Below are 26,595 nucleotides of genomic sequence, written 5' to 3'. Positions count from 1 at the left end.
GGTGTTGGGAACCTTGGAGATCACCGCGAAACCCACGAAACCGGACAGCACCAGAATCGCGATATTGGCCAACAATTCGGAATACATCTAGGAGTACCTCCGCGCCGGCGCACCGGCGAATTCTCTCTCCGGGTCACGCGAGCGGATCGGCGATACCTCGGCGCCCGCGATGAGAAACAAAGTGGTGTTCAGACTTCCCAGTGCGCCGGGAAGAATGCCGGTTCCGTGGCTCATGGCGCGCTCACCTCCGTACCGGGTGCGCCGGCTACACGGCTCACACATGCGCCGTCGATAATGGCGTCGTCGAAATCAATTGCCAGGCAGCCGTTTGCGTCGACGATCAACTCGAGCAGGGCGGCGATGTTCTTGGCGTACAGCTCGCTGGCGTGCTCGGGCATCGTCGCGGGCAGGTTCAGCGGCGAACAGATCGTCACATCGTGCTTGACCACATTCTGGCCGGGTTCGGTCAGTTCACAGTTACCACCGGTCTCCCCGGCCAGGTCCACGATCACGCTGCCCGGCTTCATCCCCCGCACCGCGGCATCGGTGACCAGGCGAGGGGCGGGGCGACCCGGCACCAGCGCGGTCGTGATGACTACGTCGAAGCCCTTGATCGCCTCTTCGAGGGCCCGCTGCTGCTCGTCCTTCTCCGCATCGGTCAGCTCGCGGGCATACCCGCCCGCACCTGCGGCATCGATACCCAGATCCAGCCATTGCGCCCCGACCGAGCGCACTTGATCGGCCACTTCGGGTCGCACGTCGTACCCGGTGGTCCGACCCCCGAGCCGCTTGGCCGTGGCCAGCGCCTGCAAACCCGCCACACCGACCCCGAGCACCAGCACGGTAGCCGGCTTTACCGTGCCCGCCGCCGTGGTCAACATCGGGAAGAACCGCGTCGACTCCGACGCCGCCAGTAACACCGCCTTGTAGCCGGCGACATTGGCCTGCGAGGACAGCGCGTCCATCACCTGGGCGCGCGAGATACGCGGAATCGACTCCACCGCGAACGCCTGTACACCAGCGCGTTGCAATGCCTCGATCCGATTATCGGCAGTGCGCGGCGCGAGGAACCCGATCAGTGTCTGCCCTGCCGACAGCTGGGCCATCTCGGCATCGCTCGGCGGGGCCACCTTGACCACGATCTCCGCCGACCACGGGTCGCCGACGCGCGCGCCGGCTTCGACGTAGGCCGAATCCGGGATCAACGCTCCCGCGCCTGCGCCGGCCTCGACGACGATATCGAGGCCGGCGGCGAGCAGCGACGGAATAAGCTTGGGCACCAGGGCCACTCGCCGCTCGTCGTCCGCACTCTCCTTGACCACACCGACGGTCGCGCCGCCCGGAAATCCCTCGGATTGTTCGTTATGAGTTCGTCCCACGTTCCGGCCTCCTATGCCGAGGTGTGCAGGAGCGACTGCACGGGATGAGCGAGCACCGAAGCGATATCGCAAAGGACCTGTGCGGCGAGTTCGCCGTCGACGAGGCGATGATCGAACGACAGCGTCAATTGGGCGACCTGGCGCACGACTATTTCGTCGTCGACGACCCACGGGGTCGCGCGGATGGCGCCGAGGGCGAGGATCGCGGCCTCGCCCGGGTTGAGGATGGGAATACCCGCGTCCACCCCGAGGGCACCGATATTGGTGATCGTGATGGTGCCGCGTGACATCTGCGCCGGTGTGGTTTTCCCGGCTCGGGCCACGTCCACCAATTCATCGATGGCGCGAGCCAGATCGGTGAATCCGAGTGCCTGCGCGCTCTTGATATTGGGCACGATGAGTCCACGGGGTGTCGCGGCCGCGATGCCGAGGTTCACATAGTCCCGCAGGACGATTTCCTGATTCGGCTCGTCCCATTGCGCGTTGACGACAGGATGGCGTTCGACTGCCAGTAGCAGCGCTTTCGCCACGAACAACATCGGGTTGACCCGAATGCCTTCCCAGCGTGGATCGCTTTTGAGCAGTCGCACCAGCCGCATGGTCTCGGTGACATCTACGGTCAGCCACTCGGTGGCGTGCGGCGCGGTGAAGGCGGAAGCCGTCATCGCGGCGGCGACCGCTTTTCGTACGCCCTTGATCGGTACCCGGGTCTCGGTGGCCTGTGGAGTCGGGTAGATCGCGGGAACATCCGCGCCGTGCGGCCCGACGGCCCTCCGTAGGGGCGGGGTCGGCATTTCACCGCGTGGCCGCAAGTGTCTGCGGCGAGCGGCGAGCTTGCTGGGAGCGGTGCCGACCAGAATCTTTACTTCGGGTTCGTCGGCGACCGGCTGGGGGAGAGACCCGGGTCCCGGGGCCGGGTCCCGGGGCCGGGAATCCGGTGTCCCGGTGCGGTCCTCGGTCGGCTCGGTGGGATCCGGCAAGGCGCCGGGTTCGGGGGGCCAGGTACCTGTCTGCACCTCGGAAGTCGGCGTCCAGCGCTGGCGGAAACTGATCAGCACGGTGCCGACTTCGACGGTCTGTCCTTCCTCGACGTGCAGTGCTTCGACGGTTCCGGCGACCGGCGACGGCAGTTCGACGGCGGATTTCGCTGTTTCGATCTCACACAGGACCTGGTTGATCTCCACGGTGTCGCCGACCTGGACCGACCAGCTCAGCAGCTCCGCCTCAGTGAGTCCCTCACCGACATCGGGAAGTTTGAATTTTGTAGTGACAGCCACGGCTACTCCTGGAAGAACAGGGCTCGGTCGAGGGCTTCGAGAACCCGGTCGATATCCGGCAGGAAACGGTCTTCGACGCGAGCCGGTGGGTAGGGCAGGTTGTAGGCGCCGACCCGCAGGACCGGTGCGTGCAGAACGGTGAAACAGGTTTCCGAGATGGCCGCGGCGATCTCGGCGCCCATACCCATGAACGTGGAGGCCTCGTGCACCACCACCACCCGCCCGGTGCGTCGTGCCTCGGTCTGCAGCGTGGGCAGATCCAGCGGTGCGAGACTGCGCAGGTCGACAACGCCTACCGAGTAGCCGTCCTCGGCGGCGGCGTCGGCGGCCGCCATCGCGGTGGCGACGGTCGGCCCGTAGGCGACGAGTGTGCAGTCGGTGCCGGTGCGGCGTACACATGCGCTGCCCAGGGGTGCGCCGGGGTCGTCGCGCACCTCGGATTTGTGCCAGTAGTGGCGCTTGGGTTCGTAGAAGATGACCGGGTCGTCGCTGCGGATCGCCTGCCGGATCAGGTGGTAGGCGTCGTGCGCGTCGGAGCACGCCACCACCCTCAGTCCGGCGGTGTGCGCGAAATACGCTTCGTTGGACTCGCTGTGGTGTTCGACGGCCCCGATGCCGCCGCCGACGGGAATACGAATGACCACGGGCAGCGCGAGCCGGCCACCTGAGCGGGCGCGCATCTTGGCGAGCTGGCTGACGATCTGATCGAACGCGGGATAGACGAATCCGTCGAACTGGATCTCGCAGACCGGGCGATACCCGCGCAGCGCCAGCCCGATCGCGGTGCCGACGATGCCGGATTCCGCGAGTGGGGTGTCCATTACTCGTCGGCTGCCGAATCGCTGTTGTAATCCGTCGGTGACCCGGAATACGCCACCGAGCGTCCCGATATCCTCACCCATGAGCAATACCTGCTCGTCGGCGGCCAGTTCGTCGCGTAGGCCGGCGTTGATCGCACCGGCCAGGCTCATTGTCGACATCTCAGGCCTCCGCGCTCATGAACCGCTCGCGTGTCAGGTACTCCTGGTATTCGCGGTCCAGCAGCGAATGTGGGGCGGCGTAGGTGGCTTCGAACACGTGGTCGAGTCGCGGGTCCGGGATCGCGCGACAAGCGTCGCGCACCGTCGCACCGAGGGTGTCGCAATCGGTGTCGACCCCGGCGAAGAAGGCCGCATCGGTGCCGAGACTGTCCAGGAGGGTGTGTACGCGGGTCAGCGGATCGCGTGACTCCCACAGCGCGGACTCGTGCTCGCCGCGGTAGCGTCCGGGATCGTCGGAGGAGCTGTGCCCGCCGCGCCGGTAGGTCTGCGCTTCGATGAGAACCGGGCCGCCACCGGCGCGGATGTGCTCGGCGGCTTCGCTGGTAACGGCGTGTACGGCCAGTACGTCGTTACCGTCGACATGGTAGGTCCGCAGGCCGAAGCCTTCGGCGCGCCGGTGCAGTGCGGCGCCCATCTGGATGGAGGTCGGCGTCGAGATCGCCCACTGGTTGTTCTGGCAGAAGAAGAGCACTGGGAGATCACTCGCGGCCGCCCAGTTGAATGCCTCGTTGACGTCGCCCTGGCTGGCCGCGCCGTCACCGAAGTACACCAGGACGACCTCGTCGGTACCCTCCAGTGCCGCGCCCGCGGCGAAACCGGTCGCATGTAGCGTCTGTGTACCTAGTACCAGCGAGTAGATATGGAACCGGGCGACCGCCGGATCCCAGCCCGCGTGCGACGCTCCGCGCCACTGCGACAGGAGTTCGCCGGGGGCGATCCCCCGGCACATGGCGGCCGCGTGCTCGCGATAGCTGGGGAAGACCATATCCGAATCACGCAGGGCGCGAACGGAACCCACCTGAGCTGCCTCCTGGCCCCAGCTCATGAGCCACAGGTTCAGCTCGCCTTGCCGCTGTAACGCGAGTGCTTCGGAGTCGAGGCGCCGGGCCAGTCGCATGTCCCGGTACAGACTCTCGGCGAGGCCGGGGCGCACACCGTGTGCCCGGCCCGGTGGGGTCAGGATGCCCTCGGGGGTGATGAACTGGGTCATCGGCGCAGGGTGCGCGTCCGTGCGGGGTACAAGCCGGGGGCCGGTATCCGAGACCGCGGTGGTCATGATGATTCTCCTTCTGCCTGTCGGCGGATGGCACCCTGGCCGCCAGGGGTGGTGGCGGTAGGGCGGAAACAGTGCGCGGCGGTCGGGTGGGTGCACTCGAGCGCCGCGCGAAGCGATATTCGGTTGGGTTGCCGACCGCTATTTGATGGCCAGCGGATTCAGTGGTGTGCCGGTCGCGCCCGTCACCATCAGCGGTTGCGCGATGAGAAAGAACTCGTAGACGCCGTCGTCGGCGCAGTCGGCCGCCAGCGCCTCGAGGTCCCACATCTCTCCGATGTAGATACCTGCGTTTACCAGCAGGATGACATGCAGCGGTGACATGAGATCGGGGGTTTCGAACGGAATCGCTTCGAGCCCCCAGGTATCGGAGGCGACCGCCGTGACACCGCGCTCACACAGGAATTCCGCGGCGCCGACGCCGAGACCGGGTGCCGGGCCGCCGGCGAAATCCGCCCAGTCGCCCGTTGTCCGGCGGCTTTCCAGATGTCCGGTGCGGACCAGGAGGAAATCCCCCGCGCCGACCTCGACGCCCTGCTTCTCGGCGCATGCGGCGAGGTCCTCGGCCTGGATCGCTTCCCCGGGTAGGAGCGTCTGCGCACCGCGATGGCGCGCGAGGTCGAGGAGTACTCCGCGGCCGAGGGCGCGCTCACCCAGATTGGTGATGCTGTTGCGCGCCGCGCCGTCGAGGGTGGTGATGCTGTCGGCGGGCGCACCGCCGTAGGTCACGCCGTCGTAGAAGATATGGCAGAAAGCGTCCCACTGGGTCGAACACTGCAGCGGCATATAGACGGCGTCGTCGGCGGCGCGTTGTAATCCATCGTCGTCACGTCCGGGGATCGGATCGTGCGGCGTCCGCAGCATCACGTGCTGGGGGTTGACCCGGGGGCCGCCGCCACGCATGGGGCCGAGCCGATCGAGCGGCAGTGCGAGCGAGAACACGGCACCGCGACGGACCGCGCGCGCCGCCGCGGCGATCCGCTCCGGCGTGACGCGATTGGCCGCGCCGAGTTCATCGCCTTCTCCCCACCGGTTCCAAGTCCGATATCGGAGAGCGAACCGTTCCACCGAAGCGCGATCGTGGTGGTGGCGATGCAGGTGTGCGTCTCCGGGCTGCACGACAGCCGCCTCCTTTCCGGCATACCGCGGAATCCGCGGTACCGCGATCGTTCCAAATTTCCGGCACGGCGTGCCGTTGGGTGAGACAATAACGCGGAGTGTTGCTGATTGCCAGCCTTCTCGCATGGTTGACAGTCCGGCGCGACGCGAGAATAGTCGCGGCCATTGGCGGCACGGCGTGCTGTAGAACGAGACAAGAGGGAGGGTGGGTGTGACCGCGACCATGTCCACGGCAGACAACGCGCGGATCGACGAGGCGCTCGGCGAGCTGCGAAGGATGCGTGACCGAGGCGTTGCCTATCTGTTGGAGCGAATCGCGGACAACGGTGAGCCCGTCTACGCCGATCGGCACAACGGCTATTACCGGTTGCCGTGGACGCTCGCGCACGTCGGCCGGCGCGAGGAAGCCGCGCGGGTACTCGATTGGATCGAACGCTCGGTACTGACCGAGACCGGTGATCTGCGTCCCGGCCCCGCCCGCGCGTCGTGGACGACGGTGGCGGCCTCCTATCCGCTCAGCATCATCGCCCACGGGGCCTGGGTGCTGGAGCGATACGACACCGCACGAGCGGTGGCCGACACCGTGGACACTTTCCAGGATCCGGTGACCGGCGGCGCCTACTGGGAGCGTCCCGAAATCCGCACCGACGCCAGGCAGTTGCTGTTCCCGACCGCCCAACTCGGCTTGACCGCGCTCACCATGGGGCGCGCGGAGACCGCCGATCGCGTCTTCGGCTGGTTCGAGACACTGCTGGCCGCGCAACCGGAATTGCCACGGCGCTTCTATGTGGGGCAGAGCGCGGGCGGATTGATCACCGACGTGCCCGACGCGCAACGCTACAACCTCGTCGTCGATTTCGCGTTGCCGCGCCAGGCTTTTCACAACCCGGGTATCGGTGCGGCCTTCCTGGCCCGGTACGCGGCGAGTAGCGGGAACCGGGCCGCGACCGAGACCGCCCGGTCGCTACTCGGCCTGTATGACGGGGCGACCGATGCGCTCTACGACTTCACCGAATCCACCGGGGTGTGCAAGCTCGGCTTCGGCGCCGCCATGGTTCTGGACAACGCCCCCGGCGACGCGCTCGTCCGGCACCTCCTGCGGATGACCGCCTGGTACCGCGACGCGCAACGCGCGGACGGGTCGTGGGCGCCGCGCACGTTCCTGCGTCCGGACCCGCAGGAGTGGCATGCCGTCGAGAAGACCGCCGAACACGTGCTGTGGGTGGCGACGATGCTCGTCGCGCTCAGCACCTACCGGCACTGCAACCAGGGAAGGACCGAATCATGACCACGCAACCGCGGCGGCGCACTGCCATCGTCACAGGGGCCGCGCAGGGAATCGGTGCCGCCGAGGCGAAGCATTTGGTCGCCACCGGCCGCCGGGTCGTCCTCAACGATATCGATGCCGATCTGCTCGCTCGCACGGCCGCCGCTCTCGGCGGCCCGGACCGCGCGGTCCCCGTCGCAGGTGATATCGCCGCGTCCGAAACCTCGGAATCCCTCATCGCGGCGGCCACCTCGGACGGCGCCGAACTCGATACCGTCGTGAGCAACGCCGCAGCGCTGTGCACCGGGATGATCTTCGATCAATCCGACCGCGATTGGGCCGGCGTCGTGGAGGTGACGCTGGGCGGCACGTTTCGGCTGAGCCGCGCGGCCGCGATCCATTGGCGCGACACCCCGTTGCCGCGAGGTGGTCGCCGCAACCTGGTGCTGACCAGTTCGCGGGCCGCGCTGCTGGCCAACCCGGGACAAACCGCGTACGCCGCCGCGAAAGCGGGCGTCACCGTCATGGCCCAGACATTGGCCCGCGAGCTGAAACCGCACGGTGTGCAGGTCAACGCCCTGGCGCCGCGCGCTTATACGAAAATGATGCGCGACGGGGTCGGCGAGTTCGCGCAGTCGGCGCTGGAGGAATGGTCGCCGGAGCATATCGGGCGGTTCGTCGCATTCCTGGCCGGCCCGCAGGCGGCCGGCATCAGTGGCCAAGTGTTCATTGTGCACGGACCGCGAGTGCGCCTCGTCCGGACATGGCAGGTCGGTGAACCGGTGGAGTTCGACTTCGCGGGCGAGCCGCCGGACGTCGGCGTGGCGGTAGACCGGCTGTTCGGGCAGGAGCCGCGTGCCATCGCCGATTTCATGGTCGACGATCTGCCACTCGCCGACCCCTCGGCTGTCTCCCCGTTCGCGGTAGACGACGCGACCGCGCGCTGATCGGGTACGGAGGAAAGAAGAGGATGCCTTGTCTACTGAAGTGAGCGACGCCGGGGCCGCGCCAGCGGCGAATACGCGCGGTGTGCACGATATCGGCCTGGTCAACCCGGAAGTTGCGGCGCTGTTGAGCCTGCCCGCCGCCCGGGGTCGTGAGTCGATGTTCGCCGAGCCGTGGGATCCCGACCGGGCCCGGGCGATCGTCTCGGATCTGCGGGACAGTCCTATCAGCGGCCCGCCGCCGTTACCGATTATGGAGGTGCGTGACTTCGGTATCGGCGGCACACCGGTGCGGCTGTACCGGCCGGTCGCCGGGGAGCAGTTGCCGATCGTGGTGTTCTTCCACGGCGGTGGGTGGGTCTTCGGGGATCTGGATACGCAGGACTACGCGTGCCGGGCCCTGGCCAACGCCGGCCGGGCCCTCGTGATCAGCGTCGACTACGGTCTGGCGCCCGAACATCCCTTCCCCGGACCGGTCCGCGAGTGCGTCACGGTGGTGCGGGAATTGACCACGCTCGCGGCGTCGCTCGGCGGTGATCCGGATCGGATGATTCTGGCGGGCGCGAGTTCGGGCGGCAATCTGGCGGCCGTGGTGGCGCTCGATGCCGTGCGGCACGGCTGGGCGACACCGCGGGGTCAGGTGCTCGTGTATCCGCCGCTGGATGCCACCACCACGTCGGCTTCGTTCCGCGACAACGCGTCCGGGTACATGCTCTCCGCCCGGGAGATGCGATTCTACTGGCAGATGTATCGGCAAGAAGCCGACCCCCGTGATCCGCGGTTGTCGCCGTTGTTCGCCGACGATCTCACCGGGTTGCCGCCGACCCTGATCTTCACTGCCGAATTCGACGTCCTCCGTGACGACGGTGAGGCGTTCGCGCAACGCCTTCGCTCGGCCGGGGTGCCCGTCGTGTGCCGCCGTTACGACGGGCAGATCCATGGTTTCCTCGGACTCGGGCATATCGGCGTCGATACCGGCCATGCGTTGCACGAGATCGGCCGCTGGATTCGCGAACAGGTCCGCTGACCGGTCATCGCGGGTTTCTGTCAGCGGAAGGTGGTGACCGGCCCCAGTGAACGGGCGAGTTCGCTGGCCCAAGCGCCGAATTTCTCGATGATGTCGTCGGACATGCGGTTCAGTGGGATGGAGATGGTCAGCGCTGCCACCGCGGTGCCGTCGACCGAGAGGATGGGACTGGAGATCGAGCCCACCTCGGCCCGCCATTCCGCGCGATTGATGGCGTAGCCGCGTGCGCGTACCTCGTCGAGCCGGTTCAGCAGCGACTCGATATCCACCACCGTGTTCTCGGTGTAGGTCGTCAACGACTCCGACAGGAGCCATCGCGCGCGTTCCGGCGGCAGCGAGGCGAGCATCGCCTGCCCGCTGGCGGTCGCGTGTAACGGTGATCGAGTGCCCACCGGGACGAAGGCGCGGACGGGCTGGGAGCTGTCCAATCGGTGCAGCACCAGTCCGGAGTCGCCGTCGAGGGAGACCAGGTGCACGGTTTCGTTGGTGCGCCGTTGCAGTTCCTGCATGGCGGTCTCGGCGTAGTCGCGCAGGGAGTATTCGCCGAATGCCTTCAGCGAGATTCCGAGCATTGCCGAGGTCAGCTGCCATTGAGTCCGATCGCCCTCGGCTGGACGAATCCAGCCGGCGTGGTCGAGGGTCGTGACCGCGCGCTGCACCGAGGACTTGGGCAGGCCGACCTGACGGGACAGTTCGGACACTCCTACGGGCTGCAGTGTTCCGATGTGCTCGAGTATTCGCAGTGCGTTCAGGACGCTCTGGATCGCCCCGGAGCCCTGCTCGTTCTGTCCTGTCACCGAATCCTCCAACTCTGCGCGGCACCAACGGCCTTTCCGGGCCCAGGGACAAGATACAGCCAAATCGGCACTTTGTGCCGTTCAGTGGAACGACTTACCCCGAATTGGGACGAATGGGTGGGTATCTCCCGTTGACACGACGCCACATCCGGGCTCATGATGGGCATTGTGGAACAATGTGCCGCAGAACGGAACGAAAGCTTGGCGGGTCGCGATCTGACCGCTCCACTTTTCGTGCCAGGGGACCGCCCCGACCGGATCCGGAAGGCATGTGAACGAGGCGCGCGCGCGATTGTTATCGACCTCGAGGACGCCGTGGCGCCGACGCGGAAGGACGCCGCCCGGGCCGCGCTGAGCCAAGTGACCGTCGCGGACGCCGTCGCCGTTCTGGTGCGGGTGAACGCGAGTACCGATCGGGATTTGCTCGCCGCCGACCTCGCGGCACTGCGCCCGGTGCTGTCCCGGGTCGCCGGTGTCGTCCTGCCGAAAGTCGAGAGTGTGGCGACCGTCCGGGATGTGGCCGCGGAACTGAGCGGGGCCAGCGGATGTGTCCCGGCGCTCGTTCCCACCGTGGAAACCGCTCGCGGCGTGCACGCCGCGTATGAGATCGCCGCGGCGAGCCCGCTGGTGCACACCCTTTTGTTCGGTCCCGTCGATCTGTCCGCCGAGCTCGGTATCACGGCCACCGCGGCGGGTACCGAACTGGTCACCGCTCGCTCGACCGTGGTCCTGGCCTGCGCCGCTGCCCGAATCGCCGCACCGCTCGACGGTCCCTGGACGGGACTGGACGACTACCTCGGACTTGCCGAGGCCACGCGCCACGCCCGCAACCTCGGTTTCGGGGGCAAGGTCGCTATCCACCCTCGCCAGCTGCCGGTGCTCACCACAGGGTTCGCCCCGACCCGGGCAGAGATCTCCTGGGCGAACGAGGTCGACTCCGTTTATACAGCGGCGGTGAGCCACGGAGTGGGCGTCGCGCGTCTGAGCGACGGCACGTTCATCGATCCGCCGGTCGCCGAGCGGGCGCGCCGCATCCTGTCGCGCGCACACCGGACGGCGGCCGCGTCGTGACAGCGACCGTGACGACGACCGAGCGCTGCCTGCGATTGGTCACCGGCACAGAGTCGGCGCCGCCCGAGTGGGCGGATCTGGCCGGCCGCGTTTTCGCCGACACCATGGCGGTCTTGTGCGCGGGTGCGCGGATGAGTGTGGTCGCTGCGGTCGCCGGGTCGATCGAAGAACTCGACGGCCGCGCCCGCAGCCTTGCCACCGGCAGGGCGATGAACGCCCGGTCCGCCGCGCTCGTCGACGGTACCGCCGCGCATGCACTGGATTACGACGACGTCGACGACGCGGTGATCGCACATCCGAGTGCGGTACTCGTTCCCGCTCTCTTGGCCGCGGGAGTCGCCCGCCCCAGCGATATCGCGGGCCCGCCCCTCGACGGGAATGCGTTGATCGTCGCCTACCGGTCCGGTATCCGGGTGAGCAGGCTGATCGCGGCGGTGATCGGCATCCGCGACCACTACGAGGCCGGATGGCATTCCACCTCGACAATCGGCACGATCGCCGCAGCCGGTGCGATCGCGCGGCTCTGGCAGCTGCCCGCCGATACCGCGCGCAACGCGTTCGGTATTGCCGCCACGCTGGCGGCGGGAAGCCGCCAGGGCTTCGGCAGCATGATCAAACCACTGCACGCGGGCATCGCGGGGGCCAACGGCCTGCTCGCGGTGCAACTGGCCGCCCGCGGAACCAGAGCCGATTCCGACATGCTGGACGGCCCATTGGGATTCCTTACTCTGCACCACGGCGCACCAGAGCGTGGAGACCTCGATGACCTCGAGCTGGACACCGCCGCGCTGAACACCAAGCTGTTTCCCTGCTGCTACTACACGCACGCCGCCGCCGAAGCCGCCATCGAGCAGGCCGGACGATCCGCGGCGGACATTACCGATATCGAGGTCGTGGTGCAGCCGGGCGGGTTGGCCCCCCTGGTCCATCACCGGCCCACCACCGGCGACCAGGCCAAATTCAGCATGGAGTTCGTCGTCGCCGCCGCACTGCTCGACGGCCGCCTCACGCTCTCCACCTTCGACGACCGGCGCGTCGCCGAAGCCCCTGTACAGCAACTACTTAGAAGGGTAGAAGTCACGATGGCAGCCGATCCACCCATCGGTCCACCCCGCGGGGGCGAGCCGTTCGCGGCGGTGACCGTCCGCTACATCGACGGCAGCTGCCGTACGACCCGGACCGATCGGCCACTCGGGCATGCGTCGCGACCTGTCGCGGAGACCGCATTGCGCGCCAAATTCGACGATTGTGTCCGCGGCGCGGATAGCGCCACCGTCGACCGGGTGTACCGCACGCTACGTGATCTGAGCGCGGTCCGTTCCGTCACCGAACTGGTTGATACGGTTGCTACGCTGTCGGATTCGGCGGCGGGGGCCGCGCGATGACGACGCTACCGCTGTCGGGCACCCTGGTGGTCGCCATGGAGCAAGCGGTCGCCGTACCGTTTGCCACCCGCCAGCTGGCCGATCTCGGTGCCCGGGTGATCAAGATCGAACGGCCGGGAACCGGTGATTTCGCGCGTGGCTACGACGCGAAGGTCAAGGGCCTGTCGAGCGCCTTCCTCTGGCTCAACCGCGGCAAGGAATCGCTCGAACTCGACACCAAATCCGAGCACGGACAAAAGATTCTCGACGCGCTGCTGCGCCGTGCCGACGTGTTCCTGCACAACATCTCGCCCGGCGCCGCGCGCCGGCAGGGCATCGACTCGGTGACGCTTTCGTCCCGGTACCCGGATCTGATCTGCGGGTCGGTGTGCGGCTACGGCACGACCGGCCCGATGGCCGATGCGAAGGCATACGACCTGCTGGTCCAAGGGGAGACCGGGTTGATGTCGCTCAACGGAGACGAGGAGAACCTCGCGAAGGTCGGTATCTCGATCGCCGATATCGCCGCCGGCATGTACACCTACTCCAGCGTGCTGGCCGCCGTCCACCACCGGTCGCGGACCGGGGAGGCGCTGCCGGTCGATATCTCGCTGTTCGATTCGCTCACCGAATGGCTCAGCTACCCGATGTACTACACCCAGTTCGGTGGCACCGCACCGCGCCGAATGGGTACGAGCCACGCCACCATCGCCCCGTACGGGGGGTTCGAGACTGCCGAAGGGACGCGGATTCTTCTCGCTGTACAGAACGACAGGGAGTGGAATCGGTTCTGTGCGCAGGTAATCTGTCGACCGGACTGCGCCGAGGACCCACGCTTCGGCTCGCACGAAGCCCGGGTCGACAACCGTGCTGCGCTGGATCGGCTGATCACCGAAGAGATCGCCCGGCTCGACCACGCCATCGTGGAGAGTCGCCTGATCGCCGCGGGCATCGCGTTCGCCCGCATCAACACCATCGATCAGCTGCACACCCACGAGCAGATCGTCGGTCGCGACCGCTGGGCGCGCACCGGCAGCGAAGTCGGCCAACTGCATACGCTGCGACCACCGTGGTTTCCGCAGGGGCACGTTCCCGATTTCGGTGACGTTCCCGCACTCGGCGAACACACCGACAGCATCCTGACCTGGCTCGGCTGCGAGGATCCCGCGATCACCGCGTCCGATGTCGTGGTCGGGGAGAGAAAAGAGCTGATATGACCACCCATCACGGCTGGCACGGCCGCTACTACGAGGACTTCGTCGTCGGAGACGTCTACGAGCACCCGCTCGGCCGCACTGTCACCGACACCGACAACACCTGGTTCACCCTGCTGACCCAGAACACCGCCCCGATCCACTTCGATCACGAATACGCGGCGGCGACCGAATTCGGTAAACCACTGGTGGTTGCCACTCTCACATTGGCGCTGGTGGCGGGGCAGAGCGTCGGCGACGTATCGCAGAACGTGTTCGCCAACGTCGGCTGGAACAACATCGTGCTGCCGAAACCCGTTTTCGCCGGCGACACCATCCGATCCCGCAGCACCGTGCTGGCGGCTCGGGAATCAGCATCGCGACCGCAGCTGGGACTGATCACCGTATCGACCGAGGGGTACAACCAGCGTGCGGAGACCGTGATCTCCTACGAACGCAGCGTCCTGGTGTACAAGCGCGGACACGGCCCCCGCCACGCGCCCCTGAAAGGGATCTCCGCATGAGTAGCCAACTCTTCGAATCCGATCTGCGCAAAGATCTGCGCAGCGCCGTCGACCGCATCTGTGCCGATTTCCCCGACGAATACTGGCGCGAACTCGACCGCGACCGCAGGTATCCGGAGAAGTTCGTCGAGGCGCTCACCGCCACCGGTTGCCTCGGCGCCCTCGTCCCAGAAGAGTACGGCGGCCTCGGACTCGGCATGGGCGACGCGTCGGTGATCCTCGAACAGATCAACGCCAACGGCGCCAACGCGGGTCCGGTACACGCCCAGCTGTACACCATGGGTGCCGTACTGCGGCACGGCAACGCGGAGCAGAAGAGCGCATACCTGCCCGGAATCGCCTCCGGCGACCTCCGGCTGCAGGCATTCGCCATCACCGAGCCGACCGCGGGCACCGATACCTCGAATATCTCTACCACCGCCGTGCGCGACGGCGATTCCTATGTGATCAACGGCCAAAAAGTCTTCATCTCCCGTGTCCAGCACAGCGATCTGATGCTGCTGCTCGCCCGAACGACGCCGAAAGACCAGGTGCGCAAACGCTCCGATGGTCTCTCGGTCTTCCTGCTGGACCTGCGTGAACTCGACGGCATCACAGTCCGGCCGATTCGCACCATGGTCAATCACGAGACCAACGAAGTCTTCTTCGACAGTGTGCGGGTTCCGGCCTCGACGTTGATCGGGGAGGAGGGCCGCGGTTTCACCTACATCCTCGACGGTATGAACGCCGAACGCATCCTGGTCGCCTCCGAATGCATCGGCGACGGACGGTGGTTCGTCGATCGCACCCGCAACTACGTCACGGAACGGGTGGTGTTCGGGCGGCCCATCGGTGCCAACCAAGGTGTGCAGTTCCCGATCGCCCGTGCTCATATCAATATCGAGGCCGCGAACCTGATGCGCTGGCGTGCCGCCGACCTGTTCGACGCGGCCCTGCCGTGCGGTGCCGAGGCGAATATGGCGAAGCTGCTCGCCTCCGAGGCCTCCTGGGAGGCCGCGAACGCGGCGATCCAGTTCCACGGCGGCTACGGCATGACCGAGGAATACGATATCGAGCGCAAGTTTCGCGAAACGCGGCTCTACCAGATCGCACCCGTCTCGACGAATCTCGTGCTGTCCTTCGTCGGGCAACATGTGCTCGGCATGCCGCGATCCTTCTGATCGTCGCCGGTTGCCACCTCCCACGCCCGTGATCAGGGCTGATTCACTACCAGGAGTAAAGATGTCAGAGTTCGAGGGCAAAGTCGCCATCGTCACCGGCGGCGCCAACGGCATGGGGGAGGCCGTCGTGCGCGAACTGGCGGCCAACGGAGCCACTGTCGTCATCGCCGATATCGACCGGGAACGCGCGGAAACGGTCGAGGCCGCAGTCCGGTCCTCCGGTGGTACAGCACGCGCAGTGCATACCGACGTCCGCGACGAAGATCAGGTCAGAGCACTCGTCGACACCGTGGTGGCCGAATACGGCCGCATCGATATCCTCGACAACAACGCCGCATCACTCGAACTGACCGCAAACGACCCGGATGTCGTCGCGCTCGACCCGCAGATTTTGCACCAGACCCTCCAGGGCAACCTCATCGCGCCCTTCCTGTGCAGCAAATACGTTATTCCCGTGATGATCGCCGGGGGCGGCGGCAGCATCATCAACATGGCGTCGGTCGCCGGCTTCACCGGCGATATCGCCCTCACCGCCTACGCTCTTTCCAAAGCGGGGGTCATCCAACTGACCCGGGCCATCGCCGTTCAATACGGCAAACAGAACGTGCGCGCCAATGCCATCGCCCCCGCGACGATCTTGACACCCAACGTCGATGCCTACATGCCGCAGGACTACCGCGACGCGTATATCCACAACAGCTCCACCCCGTTTCTCGGCGCGCCCGAGGATGTGTCGGGGCTGGTGGTGTTCCTCGCGTCGCAACGCGCTCGATACATGACGGGGCATGTCATCCCCGTGGACGGGGGGATAACCTCCGCACTCGCGGTGGCGCACGACCGCCGGACTTGACGTCGGGTGCCGGCTCGTGGGCCTGCCGATATCTGCGAATTGGCAGCACACCGTTCACATCGACGGCGATGTGGCGTTTGCGGCTGTCGGCTTTCTTGCGGGCGCCGTAGCCGCGACCGGGATCCGGCACAACGTCGGCACCTCGCACGGTCGGGGAGTCGATGACCGCGGCCGTGGCAAGTGGTGAGCGGCCCTCGGCCGGGCGTGCACGGTCGCGGAGCTCGTCGTGGACGCGCTGCCAGGCTTCTCCCTGCGAACCGCCGGAGATGCAGGCATCCCCGTCCGTCGCAGCAGCGGCGGCGTTCAACGGCCTTCGGGTCAACCGCGAGAAGAGGAGAAATGGGCTGTGGCGGACCATCGGATGCCGAGGCGGGGAGGTCTGCGACAGCCAAGAGTGATGGTTCCCATGATATGGTTGCTCTATTTCTATAATGCGAATGAGCAGTCGGCGGTTGTAGGCCACCGGACGGCGGAAATTCCGCCGCGGTATGGGTAGGCTCTTGCATATTGTGGGATCGGGGGAGTGGTGTTTCATCGAGCCTTCTCGTGTTTCCGCAGTCGACACGATTACGGAGGAGAGGAAGTCGCCGCATGGCAGCACCCAGCCCGCAGAACAAGGTGAGTGGTGCCGGCAGCAGTCGAAAGCTGTTATCCGCCTTGCTGTGCTTCACTGAGGAGCGTCCGACCTGGACGGTCACAGATCTGGCCTCCGAACTGGATCTCTCGGTGACGTCGACCTATCGGTACGTCGCCCTGCTGCGCGAAGTGGGTTTGCTCGACAGTGCGTCCCAGAATGCGTATCGCGTGACCGACCGCGTATTGAGCCTGGCCGGGGCTTGTGAGGCTGCGCAGGCGCCGCTCGCGGAGATCGCCCTGCCGGTGATGACCCGAGTACGCGACGAGATCGATGAAACGGTGCTCGTCGCGCGGCGTGGGGGCGCGGCGGCATATTGCGTCGACCGCGTCGAGTCTAGGCGCCCGGTGCGGCTCCAGTTCGACCGCGGTCAGGCGATGTCGCTGCACGCGGGTTCGCTCGCGCGCATGTTGCTGGCGTCGATGTCCACCTCCGAACGTGCGCGCTACCTGGAACCGGTACTCGCGACACTGTCGGCGGCCCGTACCGCGATGCTTACCGACGAGGTGCTCGATCATGCGCATGCGGTGGGCTGGACCGAGAGCTTCGAGGAGGTCGACGAGGGAATCTGGGGTTGCGCGGCGGCGATCACGTCCCAAGGTGCCGTCATCGCCTCGGTCGGTACCGCCGCTCCCATTTTCCGTTCGGATCAGGCTTGCCGCGATCGGATGATCGAGCTGATTCGGCAAGCGGCGAAGGAGATTTCTGTCGAGGTGGACCGGCACTGGGCGTCGAGCGATTGATTCCACCAGGATTCTCGCAGGCCCGCGTGAGCGGAGCGTCGGCTGGAACGCTGCGTTCGATCGAGGACGAGGCTGTTGCCGGATCCGGGTCTCGGACCGGGGCGGGATTCACGACGGCCGGTGCGGTCCGGACATCGACCTCTCGGATCACATGACGATCAGCGTCGTGGCCGAACGTTCTGGCTGCGTCCTGGATCTACTCGGGATGTAGCGACCGAGGGCCGGACTCTTCGTTGTGTCTGCGTTCGCTATGCGGCCGGAACCATGCGGGACGGTGCCTCACTGCGAGAGCGGTGCGGGTGCGGCCGAAGAGTTGACCGGGTAGTGCCCGTGTGGGCAGAGCCCCGGTCGTCGGGCGCGCGATGCGTTGCTGTTGTGTGCGTGGAGCTTCCGCATGCGGCTCACGCGATGGCCCAGGCGGGGTACTACGGGGGCCTCGCCGCATCGGCATGTAACCGACACGCTACAAAATCTCGAAAGCGGCTCCCGGTCTTGACGGGAGCACCCCGCCTCTCTAATGTCCTCCACATAGTGAATTTCTTATTCACACAATATGGTAACAATGCTGAGGTCGAGCGCCGTAGCTGCCTATTCGTGGTCGGCGAGGGTATCAACGAGGCCGCGGCGGAGGGGCTGCTTCTCCAACTCTTGGAACAGAAGGGGCCGGTACGTGGCTTTTTCATCCCTGGACGATGCGGTAACCGCATTGAGTGCGGGACTTCTCTACCGGGTCGGTATCTCGGTACCCCGGAGACCTGACCTGGACGGCCGACTCTCCAGATTCGTGGGAGCCGCTGAATTGCTACGTGTTGGTCACTGAACGCGACGCCGTGTTCCTCGACACCGGCGTGCGATCGGCTCGTCGACAGGTCGAACAAGCACTCGGGCAGTTGGCGCCTCGGCTGCGCGTCTCGGTCTTCCCGTCGCGCAACGAGCCGGACTGCATCGGGAATCTCGGAACCGTTCTTGCCCACGCGGAGAACACCGCGCTGCTCTTCGGCGGCGGCGGCATTCTCGAGTGGATCAGCGACCCGAACGTCGATGAGATGCAAGATAGTTCGTTCCTCGGCCGTCGCGAAATCGTGCCCGCTCTGAACGGGATGGAGACGACGTTCGGTGAAGATCTGCATTTCCACTGGATCGATGCGCCGGTCAAGCAGATGTTTCTGACGCAATGGGCCTACGAGGAATCGTCGGCCACTCTCTTCAGCAGTGACTTCTTCGGTTGGGTGCATACCGACGACGAGAATGCCGGCGTGGTCTGTAGCGATATCGCACTCTTGCCGACTGCTACTGAAATCGCCAGGGAGATACCCCAACACTTCAACTGGATTCCAGGAGCGCACTGCGACGAGGTGCTCGCAGCCTACGACGCGGTCGTGGCAGCGCACCGAGTGGACCGGATCGCGCCGGTCCACGGTTGCGTGATCAGCGGTGCCGACGTCGTGGCCGAGATGTTTCGCCGTACCCGGGACGCGCTTACCGCACTCGTTGCACGAACAGAGGAGAACCTGTGACGATGACGGCATATCCGGTGTCCAACCTGCTGCCGCGCGAGGTGGTACCGGGAATCCACTGGCTGGGAGCGTGCTCCGACAGCGGCGCGTGGCCGGGGCGGGCCGGCAAAGATGTCCGGCACGAGCATCTCTCGTGCTATGTGATCATCGGATCGGAGCGGACACTCCTCGTCGATACCGGCCACTTCTCCATCTGGAAGTCGTTCCACGAACAGCTCGAGCAGGCCCTCGACGGTCGAACACTCGACTATGTTTTTCCGACACACCAGGAGATTCCGCACGCGGGCAATCTGGGGCGGTTGATGCGTGCCTACCCGAACGCGACGGTGGTCGGTGACACTCGCGAATACCACCTGTACTTTCCGGAGATCGAAACCGTGAGGTTGCAGCGATCAGCGGCAGGGCAGCGATTCGATCTGGGCGACCGCGAATTCATCACTCTGGCGCCAGTCTGGTTCGACCTCAGCGGCACGATGTGGGGGTACGACACGGGAGTGAAGGCATTGTTCTCCGCCGATGGTCTCGGCTACTACCATGAGCATTCGCCTGATGTCTGCGGACTGTTGCCGAGTGAAACACCTTCCGATGCGGTGGTATTCGGAATACTCCGATTCGCGTTGCCCTTTGTGGGGATGAAGTACCACGACACGTCCGGAGGAGTATCCCAATTCCGGGATCTCACTCGAAGGCATCCGGTTTCGATGATTTGTTCGGCGCACGGCGCCCCCCAGGCAGGTGCGGAGCAGATCGAGATCACCGAGCGTGCGATCGGAGTCGTCGAAGAAAATCAGATCAGTATCAGTGGCCCCGGCGTCGTCCGCCGTTAGTGCGTGGAAGCTAGAAATTCGGGAGAATGCATGAAGATCAACAGACGCCGCTGGAGCGCACTTGTGTGGGTATCGTCAGCCATGTCGATCGGCCTGTTCGCGACTGCTTGTGGTGGTACGTCCACATCGGGATCCGGCGATGCACCCGAGTCGGCGACATTCGTCTACGCCATCCCTCAGGATTTTCAGGGTGTGGACCGCGCGTTCTACTCGAGTGAGGCGGCGAAAACCATCGGTGACGTGATGCATTCGCGGTTGCTCGAACTGGCGACGGACGGAACGACGCCCACGTCGTGTATGTCCGGCGTCCCCACCCGGATCGAGGCCGAATCGCCCCTCGTCGAGAGGTGGCACGTGACAGGTGACGGTATGGGGATCGACATCACGCTGAAACCTGACGTGAAGAGTGCGCAGGGCAATGTCCTCACTGCCGCCGATGTCGTATGGACAATGGATCGCGCCAAGGCAATCGACACAGGCGCGCAGACGCTTTTCTTCAACGTCGGAGGGTTCGACAGAGTGAACACGGTAACGGTGAAGAGCCCGACCGAACTCACCTTCAATCTCACGAAGCCCAGGGCCATATCGCCATATGTCCTCGCCGGCAACTCCGCACTGATTCTCGACAGCACCGCTGCGAAGGCGAATGCCACCGCCGACGATCCGTGGGCAACGAAGTACCTTACTGACCACACCGCCAATTTCGGGCCGTGGGATCTCACCGGATTCGATTCTCAGCAGCTGACATTCTCGCCGAACCCCAACTACGCAGGGGAACGCGGCAATGTCGATTCAGTGGTATTGAAGACGGTTTCCGACTCGTCGACCCGTATTCAACTGATCCAGTCGGCCCAAGTGTCCGAGACCAACGGTCTCGACTACTCGCAGCTGGCCCAGTTGAAGTCGTCGACTGGGGTCGGTCTGGTCCAATGCCAATCGCCCGCGCGAGACTGGCTGGGATTGAACGGCAGCGATCCCGTGCTCGGAAAGCCCGAGGTGCGTGCAGCGATTTCACTCGCCCTCGACCGTACGGCCATCTCACAGGCCATCTACCGCGATTTCGCGCGTCCGTCCGAGTCCGGCCTGTCCCAGGCGTTCGCGACGCAGGCAGGATCGAACTACGAGACCGACAAGGTGAAGGCCCGTGAGCTGTTGACGAAGGCCGGCGTCCCCGAAGATTTCGGATTCCGCCTGAGTGTGTCGGCCGCTCAGCCCGGTCCGTACTCCGCCAACCTCGCGGTCCTCATCCAGCAGCAGCTCGCCGACGTGGGCCTGAAGGTGGAAATCGTCAATGTGCCTTCCGCGGTGCAGTTCAAGTCGGACGGCCTTGCGCACAAGATGCAGGCGTGGTTACAGGCCGAGACCCCTGCCTTCGCGAACGCCGGCTACTCGGCATGGCTGACGGCGGGCTGCGCCGGCCTCCAGAACTACATGGGTTACTGCAACCCAGAGCTCGATGCGGTCGCATCCGAGCTGATGGTGAACTCGCAGAACGCGGATGCGGCGCAGAAGCAACAGAGACTGTCGCAGATCATCGATCGGGATCAGCCGGCGATCTATTTGATCGATCGTTCCACGATCAGCGTCCGCAGCCGGTGCGCGGAGTCGGTACCGACTGCCGCATTCGGAACTGACTACACCAAGGCAGTCGTGACCTGCTGAGCGGCCGGACCCCGGCGAACAATGGCCCGCACATCGGCGCCGCGGTCCGCCGATTCGGCGCGGCAAGCCTGCCGCGGGCCGCCATGGAGATCGCACTGGACGCAGTCCACATTCACGCTGGACTCTGACGTCTCTAGGGTTCTGCGGCGTCGTCGAGCGTCGTCGCGACCGGATTCATGGGCGGGTGGCTTCGCCGACCACACAGTTGGGTCCCGATATCGCAACGTGTGGCACGCATACAGGGAGCATCCCCGAGCCACGCCTACACTCGCCCGAATGCATCGACTGACTACTCGAGAAGCCTGAGGGCGTGCGGGGTATCGGTTTCGGTGGGTTCGGGCAGTCCGCCGGAGCGTTGATGTCGTCGACCGTGCGTATCGGATCCGCGTCTGTACTGCTCGTGCCGGCACTCGTGGGGCCCGCGGTCGGACCGGTTCGCGAATGGACCCGTGTTGTACTCGGCGGTCCACCTGGAGCCGGAGCGGACGAGACGTCTGTGCCCTTGGCGTGGTCGGCCGGCCGCAGGCTGCATATCGATCTCGCGCGGGTCCTACCGCGGCCCGATGGGGCTCGGCGGTACGCCGAGCTCGAACGCCTGGTCGCTGCGGTTCCCGGGATCGTCTCCGCCCATATCGAGGATGTTCTCGGACGATTGGTGATCGAGCGGGAGGAGGCCGCCGATCCGGACGAGATACGCCGGATGATCCGCGGCGTCGTCGCCGACCTACCGGGCGAGTCGCTGGATCCGGGAGCGCTTCCCGGAGGGCTCGCGGCCGGCCTGGGGGATCCACTGTCATTCGCGGTTCCGGTGGTGGCGGCGATGGTCGATATCGTGGCGATCGGCACCGCGGCGATCGGATGGCTGGGCCGGTTTCCGCGGGCGCCGCGGGCGGCTCGTGCTGCGGCGGCGGTGATCGGCCACCAGCCGCGGATCGTTGCGGTGCTGGAAGCGAAGCTCGGACGAGCAGGTTCGGATCTGCTGTTGAACACGGTCGCCGCGGCCGCGCACGGGCTCGGTCGGGCTCCCGCCGCACCACTGCTGGATCTCGTCCAGCGTGCGGCGCAGATTTCCGAAACGCTGGCTCATCGCCAGGCTTGGTGTGAGCGTGAACCCGGGCTCGCCGCTGCCACTCGACCGCGGTGCCCGGCGGCGGAGTTCGGTTCGGGGTTCCGGCACGCATCGGCGGTGATCGCGACCGCGGACACCGCGTGCCCGGTCGCCGATCCGGCCGGCCCCGCCGGGTCACGGGGTCGCGAGGTGGTCGCGGGCTCGGTCGAGGAGTATGCCGAACAAGCTGCCAACGGGTCACTCGTGGCGGCCGCGGGCACGTTGCTCGCGGGAGGTACAGCCGACGATATCGCCGATACGGTGCTGGCCGGGATCCCCAAGGCGGCGCACCTGGGCCGGGAGGCCTTCGCGGCCGTTCTGGGCCGGGGATTGGCGAAGGCGGGCATATTGGTTCTGGTCCCGGACGTATTGCGCCGTCTGGACCGGGTCCAGGTGGTCGTGATCGATGGTGCGGCCCTGCGTGGCGACACTCGCGCTGTGCTGGATGTCCAGGTTCGGGCGCCGGGATGGCACCACGATCGGGTCTTCGAGGTCGCCGATGCGCTCCTGCACGGTGAGCGGGTGACCGCATCCGAAGAGAAGGTACGGTTCGACGGCGCAACTCTGCGCTGGCACGAGCGTTCCGATTCTGCGGCGCCGGGGGCCGAGTATGCGGATCTGCTCGCCGGTGGCGACGTGGTCGCCACCGTGACGATCGGCTGGGAACTCGACCCCTATTCGATTCCGCTGATCGATATGGCGCGCCGTATCGGTGCGCGCGTGGTGCTCCGCAAGGTGGAAGGTACCGAGGACCTCGCCGCGTCCGTCACCGCCGCGCACGACCCGAGCACCCATCTGTTCGACCTGGTGCGGGATCTCCGCGAGGACCGCGGTCCGGTCATGCTGATCTCGGCACTGCACCCGGACTCCGCCGCGACCGATACTCTGGCGGCGCTGGCGCTCGCTGAAATCGGGCTCGCTATCGACGATCCCGCGGGCGTCGCACCTTGGACCGCTGACCTCATCACCGGCACCGATCTTGCTGCCGCTGTCCGGGTACTCGCGGCCGTCGCGGCAGCCGGCCCGGCCGCGGACACCGCGGTGCGTCTGGCCAAAGCGGGCAGCATGCTGTCCGGGCTGCTGGTGGTCACCGGGGAAACGGGCCGGCGGAACCGATTCGGTCCGGGACGGTGGCTCGCCCCGGTCGACGCTGCGGCCGCGACCGCCTGGATCCTGGGCGGGCTCGCTGCGCGTCGAGTGCTGCGGTTATCGGATCCGCTGCCCCAACCGCTCACGGCCTGGCACGCGCTCGATCCCGCGATCGTGTACGCGCGAGTTCTGCGCGGCAGGCGGTCACCGGAACCGGTGGTGGCATCGGGGTGGTACCAGGTGTTGTCCGGACTGTCGAGTGGTGTCGTGGGCGAGACGCTGCGCGCGCCCACGGCTCTGATCGCCCGGCTGGCCGGGGCCACACGCCGTGAACTGCGCGATCCCCTCACGCCGATCCTCGCCATCGGCGCCGCGGCCGCCGCGATCCTGGGCAGCAATGTCGATGCTGTACTGGTTGCCGGAGTAATGAGCGTGAACGCGTTGGTGAGTGGTATCCAACGACTGCGCGCGGAGGACGCTGCCGAAGCTCTCTTCGCCGAACAGGAACAGGCTGTGCGGCGGGTGGCTGTTCCGAGGGCGGCGACCGTGGAACGTCGGCTGGACGCGGCGCGGACCTCGCGCCGCGTCACCGTCGTTGCCGCCACGCGATTGCGGCCCGGCGATATCCTCGATCTGCGCGCCACGGAGGTGGTACCGGCCGACGCGCGGCTCCTGGTCGCCGAGGACCTGGAGGTCGACGAATCGTCGATGACCGGTGAGTCGGTTCCGGTGGCCAAGAACATTCGGCCGGTGGCCGGTAACACCGCCGAGCGCAGCAATATGCTGTTCCAGGGCAGCACGATCGTTGCCGGGCGCGCACGCGCCATCGTCGTGGCCACCGGCGCGGCCACGGCGGCGAACCGCGCCATTTCCACTGTTTCCGGTGTGGCCCCGGCTACCGGGGTGCAGGGCAGGCTACGCGATCTCACGGGCCGAGTGCTGCCGCTGACTCTGGCCGGCGGCGCGGTGGTCAGCGGATTGTCGCTGGTCCGCCGCGGATCGCTGCGCCGGGCGGTAGCCGACGGGGTTGCCATCGCCGTGGCAGCCGTCCCCGAAGGGCTACCGCTCGTGGCGACTGTTGCGCAACTGGCTGCCGCCCGCCGACTCTCGAAACTCGGAGTGCTGGTACGGGTCCCCCGGGCGCTCGAGGCCGTCGGCCGGGTCGATACGGTCTGTTTCGACAAGACGGGCACACTGACACTGAACCGGCTCGATGTCGTCACGGCGGTACCACCGGATTTCACCCCGGACGGCGGGTATCCGGCGATCACCGACCCGGTGGCGGCCCCGGTATTGCGTACGGCGGCGTGGGCGTGTCCTCGTCCGCACACCGGCGACGGTCATGCGCACGCCACCGATGAGGCGATCCTCACCGCCGCTGCCCACCTTCCGGATGAGGTATCCGATCCGATCGTGATCGCCGAGATGCCCTTCGAATCATGCCGGGGTTACGCTGCGGCCGTCGTCGTTGCCGCCGACGCGGGCCCCGATACCTCGGCCCGGTTGGTGCTCAAGGGCGCGCCGGAGGTGATCGTGCCCCGCTGCCGGTTCGACAGCGGGGCGGCCGGCCGGGTCGCCGCGGACACCCTCGTGCACCAGCTCGCGGATCAGGGCTTGCGGGTGCTGGCCGTGGCCCAGTGTGAACTCGGCTCGGTCCGGGCCGAGTCCCACCTCGACCCGGAACGAATCGAGGAACTGGCGACGGATCTGACCATCACGGGCTATGTGGGTCTCGCCGATACCGTCCGCGACTCGGCGCGCCCCCTGCTACAGCGGCTGATCACTGCCGGATGCGCCATCGCGCTGATCACCGGGGACCACCCGGTCACCGCTCGTGCGATAGCGCGCCAACTCGGCTTTCCCGCCGACGCCCGCGTGGTCACCGGCACCGAACTGGAAGCCGCCGACGAGAACACCCGCGCCGAACTCGCGGCCTCGGCCCAGGTTTTCGCGCGGGTCGGCCCGGAACAGAAAGTTCAGGTGATCGCGGCCCTGCAACAATGCGGACGGGTGGTGGCCATGGTCGGCGACGGGGCCAACGACGCCGCGGCGATCCGGATGGCCGACGCCGGTATCGGGGTGACCGGGCGCGGTTCCTCACCCGCACGTGCGGCCGCGGATCTCGTCTTGACCGGAGAGAACCTCACCGCACTACTCGACGCACTCGTCGAGGGCCGCAACATGTGGACCAGCGTCCGGGATGCCCTGACCTTGTTGCTGGGAGGTAATGCGGGAGAGGTGGTGTTCACGATCCTCGGCACCGCCCTCGGCCGCGGGGGCGCGCCGGTGAGCACCCGCCAGCTCCTGCTTGTCAATTTGCTCACCGATATGTTCCCGGCCCTCGCCATTGCCGTATCGCCACCGAGTTCCTCGACCGCCACCATGCACCCGGCGGCGGCGGGGCCGGGCTGTCCGGAGTCGGTTCTGTCCGGCCCCGCTCCCTCGCTCGGCCGCCCGCTGATCGAAGCGATCGTCCGCCGCGGTGCGGCCACCGCCGCCGCGGCCACCGCCGCCTGGGCGATCGGCAGGTGGACCCCGGGTACCCGACGGCGCTCCGCGACAATGGGGTTGACGGCGCTGGTGGGCGCCCAGCTCGCCCAGACGCTGGTACTGCGGCACGGCGATCCCCTCGTGGTAGCTACCGCGGTCGGTAGTGCCGCGGTGCTCGTGGCGATCGTCGAGACACCCGGCGTCAGCCAATTCTTCGGGTGCACGCCGCTGGGCCCCGTGGCCTGGGCCGGTGTGCTTACCGCAGTCACCGCCACGACCGCGGTGGTCGTGCTCTCCCCGACCTGGTTCGCCCGGCGCACCGAGGAGCTGATCGAGCGGGCCGAGCGGTTGCCTTCTGCTCCCTCGTGGCGCGGCCACTGATGATGATCGCGCCCGCTGTCACGGCCTCGGTCCATGGGGCGACGACAACCAACCCGGGTAGTTATCGACGACGAAAGG

The 26,595-nt window shown here is 66.6% G+C and carries 20 protein-coding genes and 1 pseudogene; 14 read left to right on the top strand and 7 right to left on the bottom strand.

What is annotated here, in order from left to right:
* The 6 genes and pseudogenes from IEY68_RS36545 to IEY68_RS31215 form a co-directional block, all read right to left on the bottom strand.
* A pseudogene (locus IEY68_RS36545) lies at nt 1–87 on the bottom strand (NAD(P) transhydrogenase subunit alpha); the annotation flags it as partial.
* A 143-nt stretch (nt 88–230) separates the two neighbouring features.
* On the bottom strand, nt 231–1,379 hold the full coding sequence (locus IEY68_RS31235; RefSeq protein WP_058856710.1) for a Re/Si-specific NAD(P)(+) transhydrogenase subunit alpha: 1,149 nt from the start codon (nt 1,377–1,379) through the stop codon (nt 231–233).
* 11 nt (nt 1,380–1,390) lie between these two features.
* Nucleotides 1,391–2,656, bottom strand: coding sequence for a dihydrolipoamide acetyltransferase family protein (locus IEY68_RS31230; RefSeq protein ID WP_058856709.1), 1,266 nt, complete (start codon nt 2,654–2,656; stop codon nt 1,391–1,393).
* 2 nt (nt 2,657–2,658) lie between these two features.
* Nucleotides 2,659–3,636 carry an alpha-ketoacid dehydrogenase subunit beta gene (locus IEY68_RS31225; RefSeq protein WP_058856708.1) on the bottom strand — a complete coding sequence of 326 codons (978 nt, stop codon included), beginning with the start codon at nt 3,634–3,636 and terminating at the stop codon, nt 2,659–2,661.
* 1 nt (nt 3,637) lies between these two features.
* The gene (locus IEY68_RS31220) at nt 3,638–4,753 is read right to left on the bottom strand and encodes a thiamine pyrophosphate-dependent enzyme (protein ID WP_156426392.1); all 1,116 of its coding nucleotides are present in this window, start codon (nt 4,751–4,753) and stop codon (nt 3,638–3,640) included.
* Nucleotides 4,754–4,891: 138 nt separating this feature from the next.
* The gene (locus IEY68_RS31215; protein ID WP_229719151.1) at nt 4,892–5,869 is read right to left on the bottom strand and encodes a cyclase family protein; all 978 of its coding nucleotides are present in this window, start codon (nt 5,867–5,869) and stop codon (nt 4,892–4,894) included.
* A gap of 211 nt (nt 5,870–6,080) precedes the next feature.
* Here IEY68_RS31215 and IEY68_RS31210 point away from each other — a divergent pair, with 211 nt between their 5' ends.
* Genes IEY68_RS31210 through IEY68_RS31200 form a run of 3 tightly spaced genes read left to right on the top strand, consistent with a single transcriptional unit; the run spans nt 6,081 to nt 9,107 of the window.
* Nucleotides 6,081–7,157, top strand: a complete 1,077-nt coding sequence (locus tag IEY68_RS31210) for a hypothetical protein (protein WP_156426391.1) — start codon at nt 6,081–6,083, stop codon at nt 7,155–7,157.
* On the top strand, nt 7,154–8,083 hold the full coding sequence (locus IEY68_RS31205; RefSeq protein ID WP_058856706.1) for an SDR family NAD(P)-dependent oxidoreductase: 930 nt from the start codon (nt 7,154–7,156) through the stop codon (nt 8,081–8,083). Before IEY68_RS31210 ends, IEY68_RS31205 begins: the two co-directional genes overlap by 4 nt.
* A gap of 28 nt (nt 8,084–8,111) precedes the next feature.
* A complete protein-coding gene (locus IEY68_RS31200; protein WP_156426390.1) occupies nt 8,112–9,107 on the top strand; it encodes an alpha/beta hydrolase in 996 nt (331 codons plus the stop codon).
* Between the two features lie 20 nt (nt 9,108–9,127).
* Here IEY68_RS31200 and IEY68_RS31195 read toward each other — a convergent pair whose 3' ends face one another.
* Nucleotides 9,128–9,904 carry an IclR family transcriptional regulator gene (locus IEY68_RS31195; protein ID WP_189094591.1) on the bottom strand — a complete coding sequence of 259 codons (777 nt, stop codon included), beginning with the start codon at nt 9,902–9,904 and terminating at the stop codon, nt 9,128–9,130.
* Nucleotides 9,905–10,072: 168 nt separating this feature from the next.
* Between IEY68_RS31195 and IEY68_RS31190 the strand changes: the two genes are divergently transcribed.
* From IEY68_RS31190 to IEY68_RS31140, 11 genes are all read left to right on the top strand, one after another.
* On the top strand, nt 10,073–10,975 hold the full coding sequence (locus IEY68_RS31190) for an HpcH/HpaI aldolase/citrate lyase family protein (protein WP_229719150.1): 903 nt from the start codon (nt 10,073–10,075) through the stop codon (nt 10,973–10,975).
* Nucleotides 10,972–12,360, top strand: a complete 1,389-nt coding sequence (locus tag IEY68_RS31185; protein ID WP_058856702.1) for an MmgE/PrpD family protein — start codon at nt 10,972–10,974, stop codon at nt 12,358–12,360. Before IEY68_RS31190 ends, IEY68_RS31185 begins: the two co-directional genes overlap by 4 nt.
* Nucleotides 12,357–13,556, top strand: a complete 1,200-nt coding sequence (locus IEY68_RS31180) for a CaiB/BaiF CoA transferase family protein (protein WP_058856701.1) — start codon at nt 12,357–12,359, stop codon at nt 13,554–13,556. Before IEY68_RS31185 ends, IEY68_RS31180 begins: the two co-directional genes overlap by 4 nt.
* Entirely contained in the window at nt 13,553–14,056 is a 504-nt protein-coding gene (locus tag IEY68_RS31175; protein ID WP_058856700.1) for a MaoC family dehydratase, read from the top strand. Before IEY68_RS31180 ends, IEY68_RS31175 begins: the two co-directional genes overlap by 4 nt.
* Entirely contained in the window at nt 14,053–15,216 is a 1,164-nt protein-coding gene (locus tag IEY68_RS31170; protein WP_058856699.1) for an acyl-CoA dehydrogenase family protein, read from the top strand. The genes IEY68_RS31175 and IEY68_RS31170 overlap by 4 nt, the downstream gene beginning before the upstream one ends.
* A gap of 61 nt (nt 15,217–15,277) precedes the next feature.
* Nucleotides 15,278–16,066: an SDR family NAD(P)-dependent oxidoreductase gene (locus IEY68_RS31165; RefSeq protein ID WP_058856698.1), complete on the top strand. Its 789-nt coding sequence runs from the start codon at nt 15,278–15,280 to the stop codon at nt 16,064–16,066.
* Between the two features lie 618 nt (nt 16,067–16,684).
* Nucleotides 16,685–17,443 (top strand): IclR family transcriptional regulator, encoded by a 759-nt coding sequence (locus IEY68_RS31160; RefSeq protein WP_229719149.1) that lies wholly within the window; start codon nt 16,685–16,687, stop codon nt 17,441–17,443.
* A gap of 710 nt (nt 17,444–18,153) precedes the next feature.
* Nucleotides 18,154–18,960 (top strand): oxygen-binding di-iron domain-containing protein, encoded by an 807-nt coding sequence (locus tag IEY68_RS31155; protein WP_324609287.1) that lies wholly within the window; start codon nt 18,154–18,156, stop codon nt 18,958–18,960.
* A gap of 2 nt (nt 18,961–18,962) precedes the next feature.
* The gene (locus IEY68_RS31150; RefSeq protein WP_058856695.1) at nt 18,963–19,787 is read left to right on the top strand and encodes an MBL fold metallo-hydrolase; all 825 of its coding nucleotides are present in this window, start codon (nt 18,963–18,965) and stop codon (nt 19,785–19,787) included.
* Between the two features lie 30 nt (nt 19,788–19,817).
* Complete coding sequence (locus tag IEY68_RS31145) at nt 19,818–21,449, top strand: ABC transporter substrate-binding protein (RefSeq protein ID WP_082681618.1); 1,632 nt, start codon at nt 19,818–19,820, stop codon at nt 21,447–21,449.
* Nucleotides 21,450–21,807: 358 nt separating this feature from the next.
* The gene (locus IEY68_RS31140) at nt 21,808–26,517 is read left to right on the top strand and encodes a cation-translocating P-type ATPase (protein ID WP_082681622.1); all 4,710 of its coding nucleotides are present in this window, start codon (nt 21,808–21,810) and stop codon (nt 26,515–26,517) included.
* Nucleotides 26,518–26,595: the final 78 nt, after the last annotated feature.

This window comes from Nocardia jinanensis, from assembly GCF_014645735.1.
Classification (GTDB): Bacteria; Actinomycetota; Actinomycetes; order Mycobacteriales; family Mycobacteriaceae; genus Nocardia; species Nocardia jinanensis.
The sequence above is the reverse complement of the archived record's forward strand: the minus strand, read 5'-3'. Positions and strand labels throughout refer to the sequence as shown.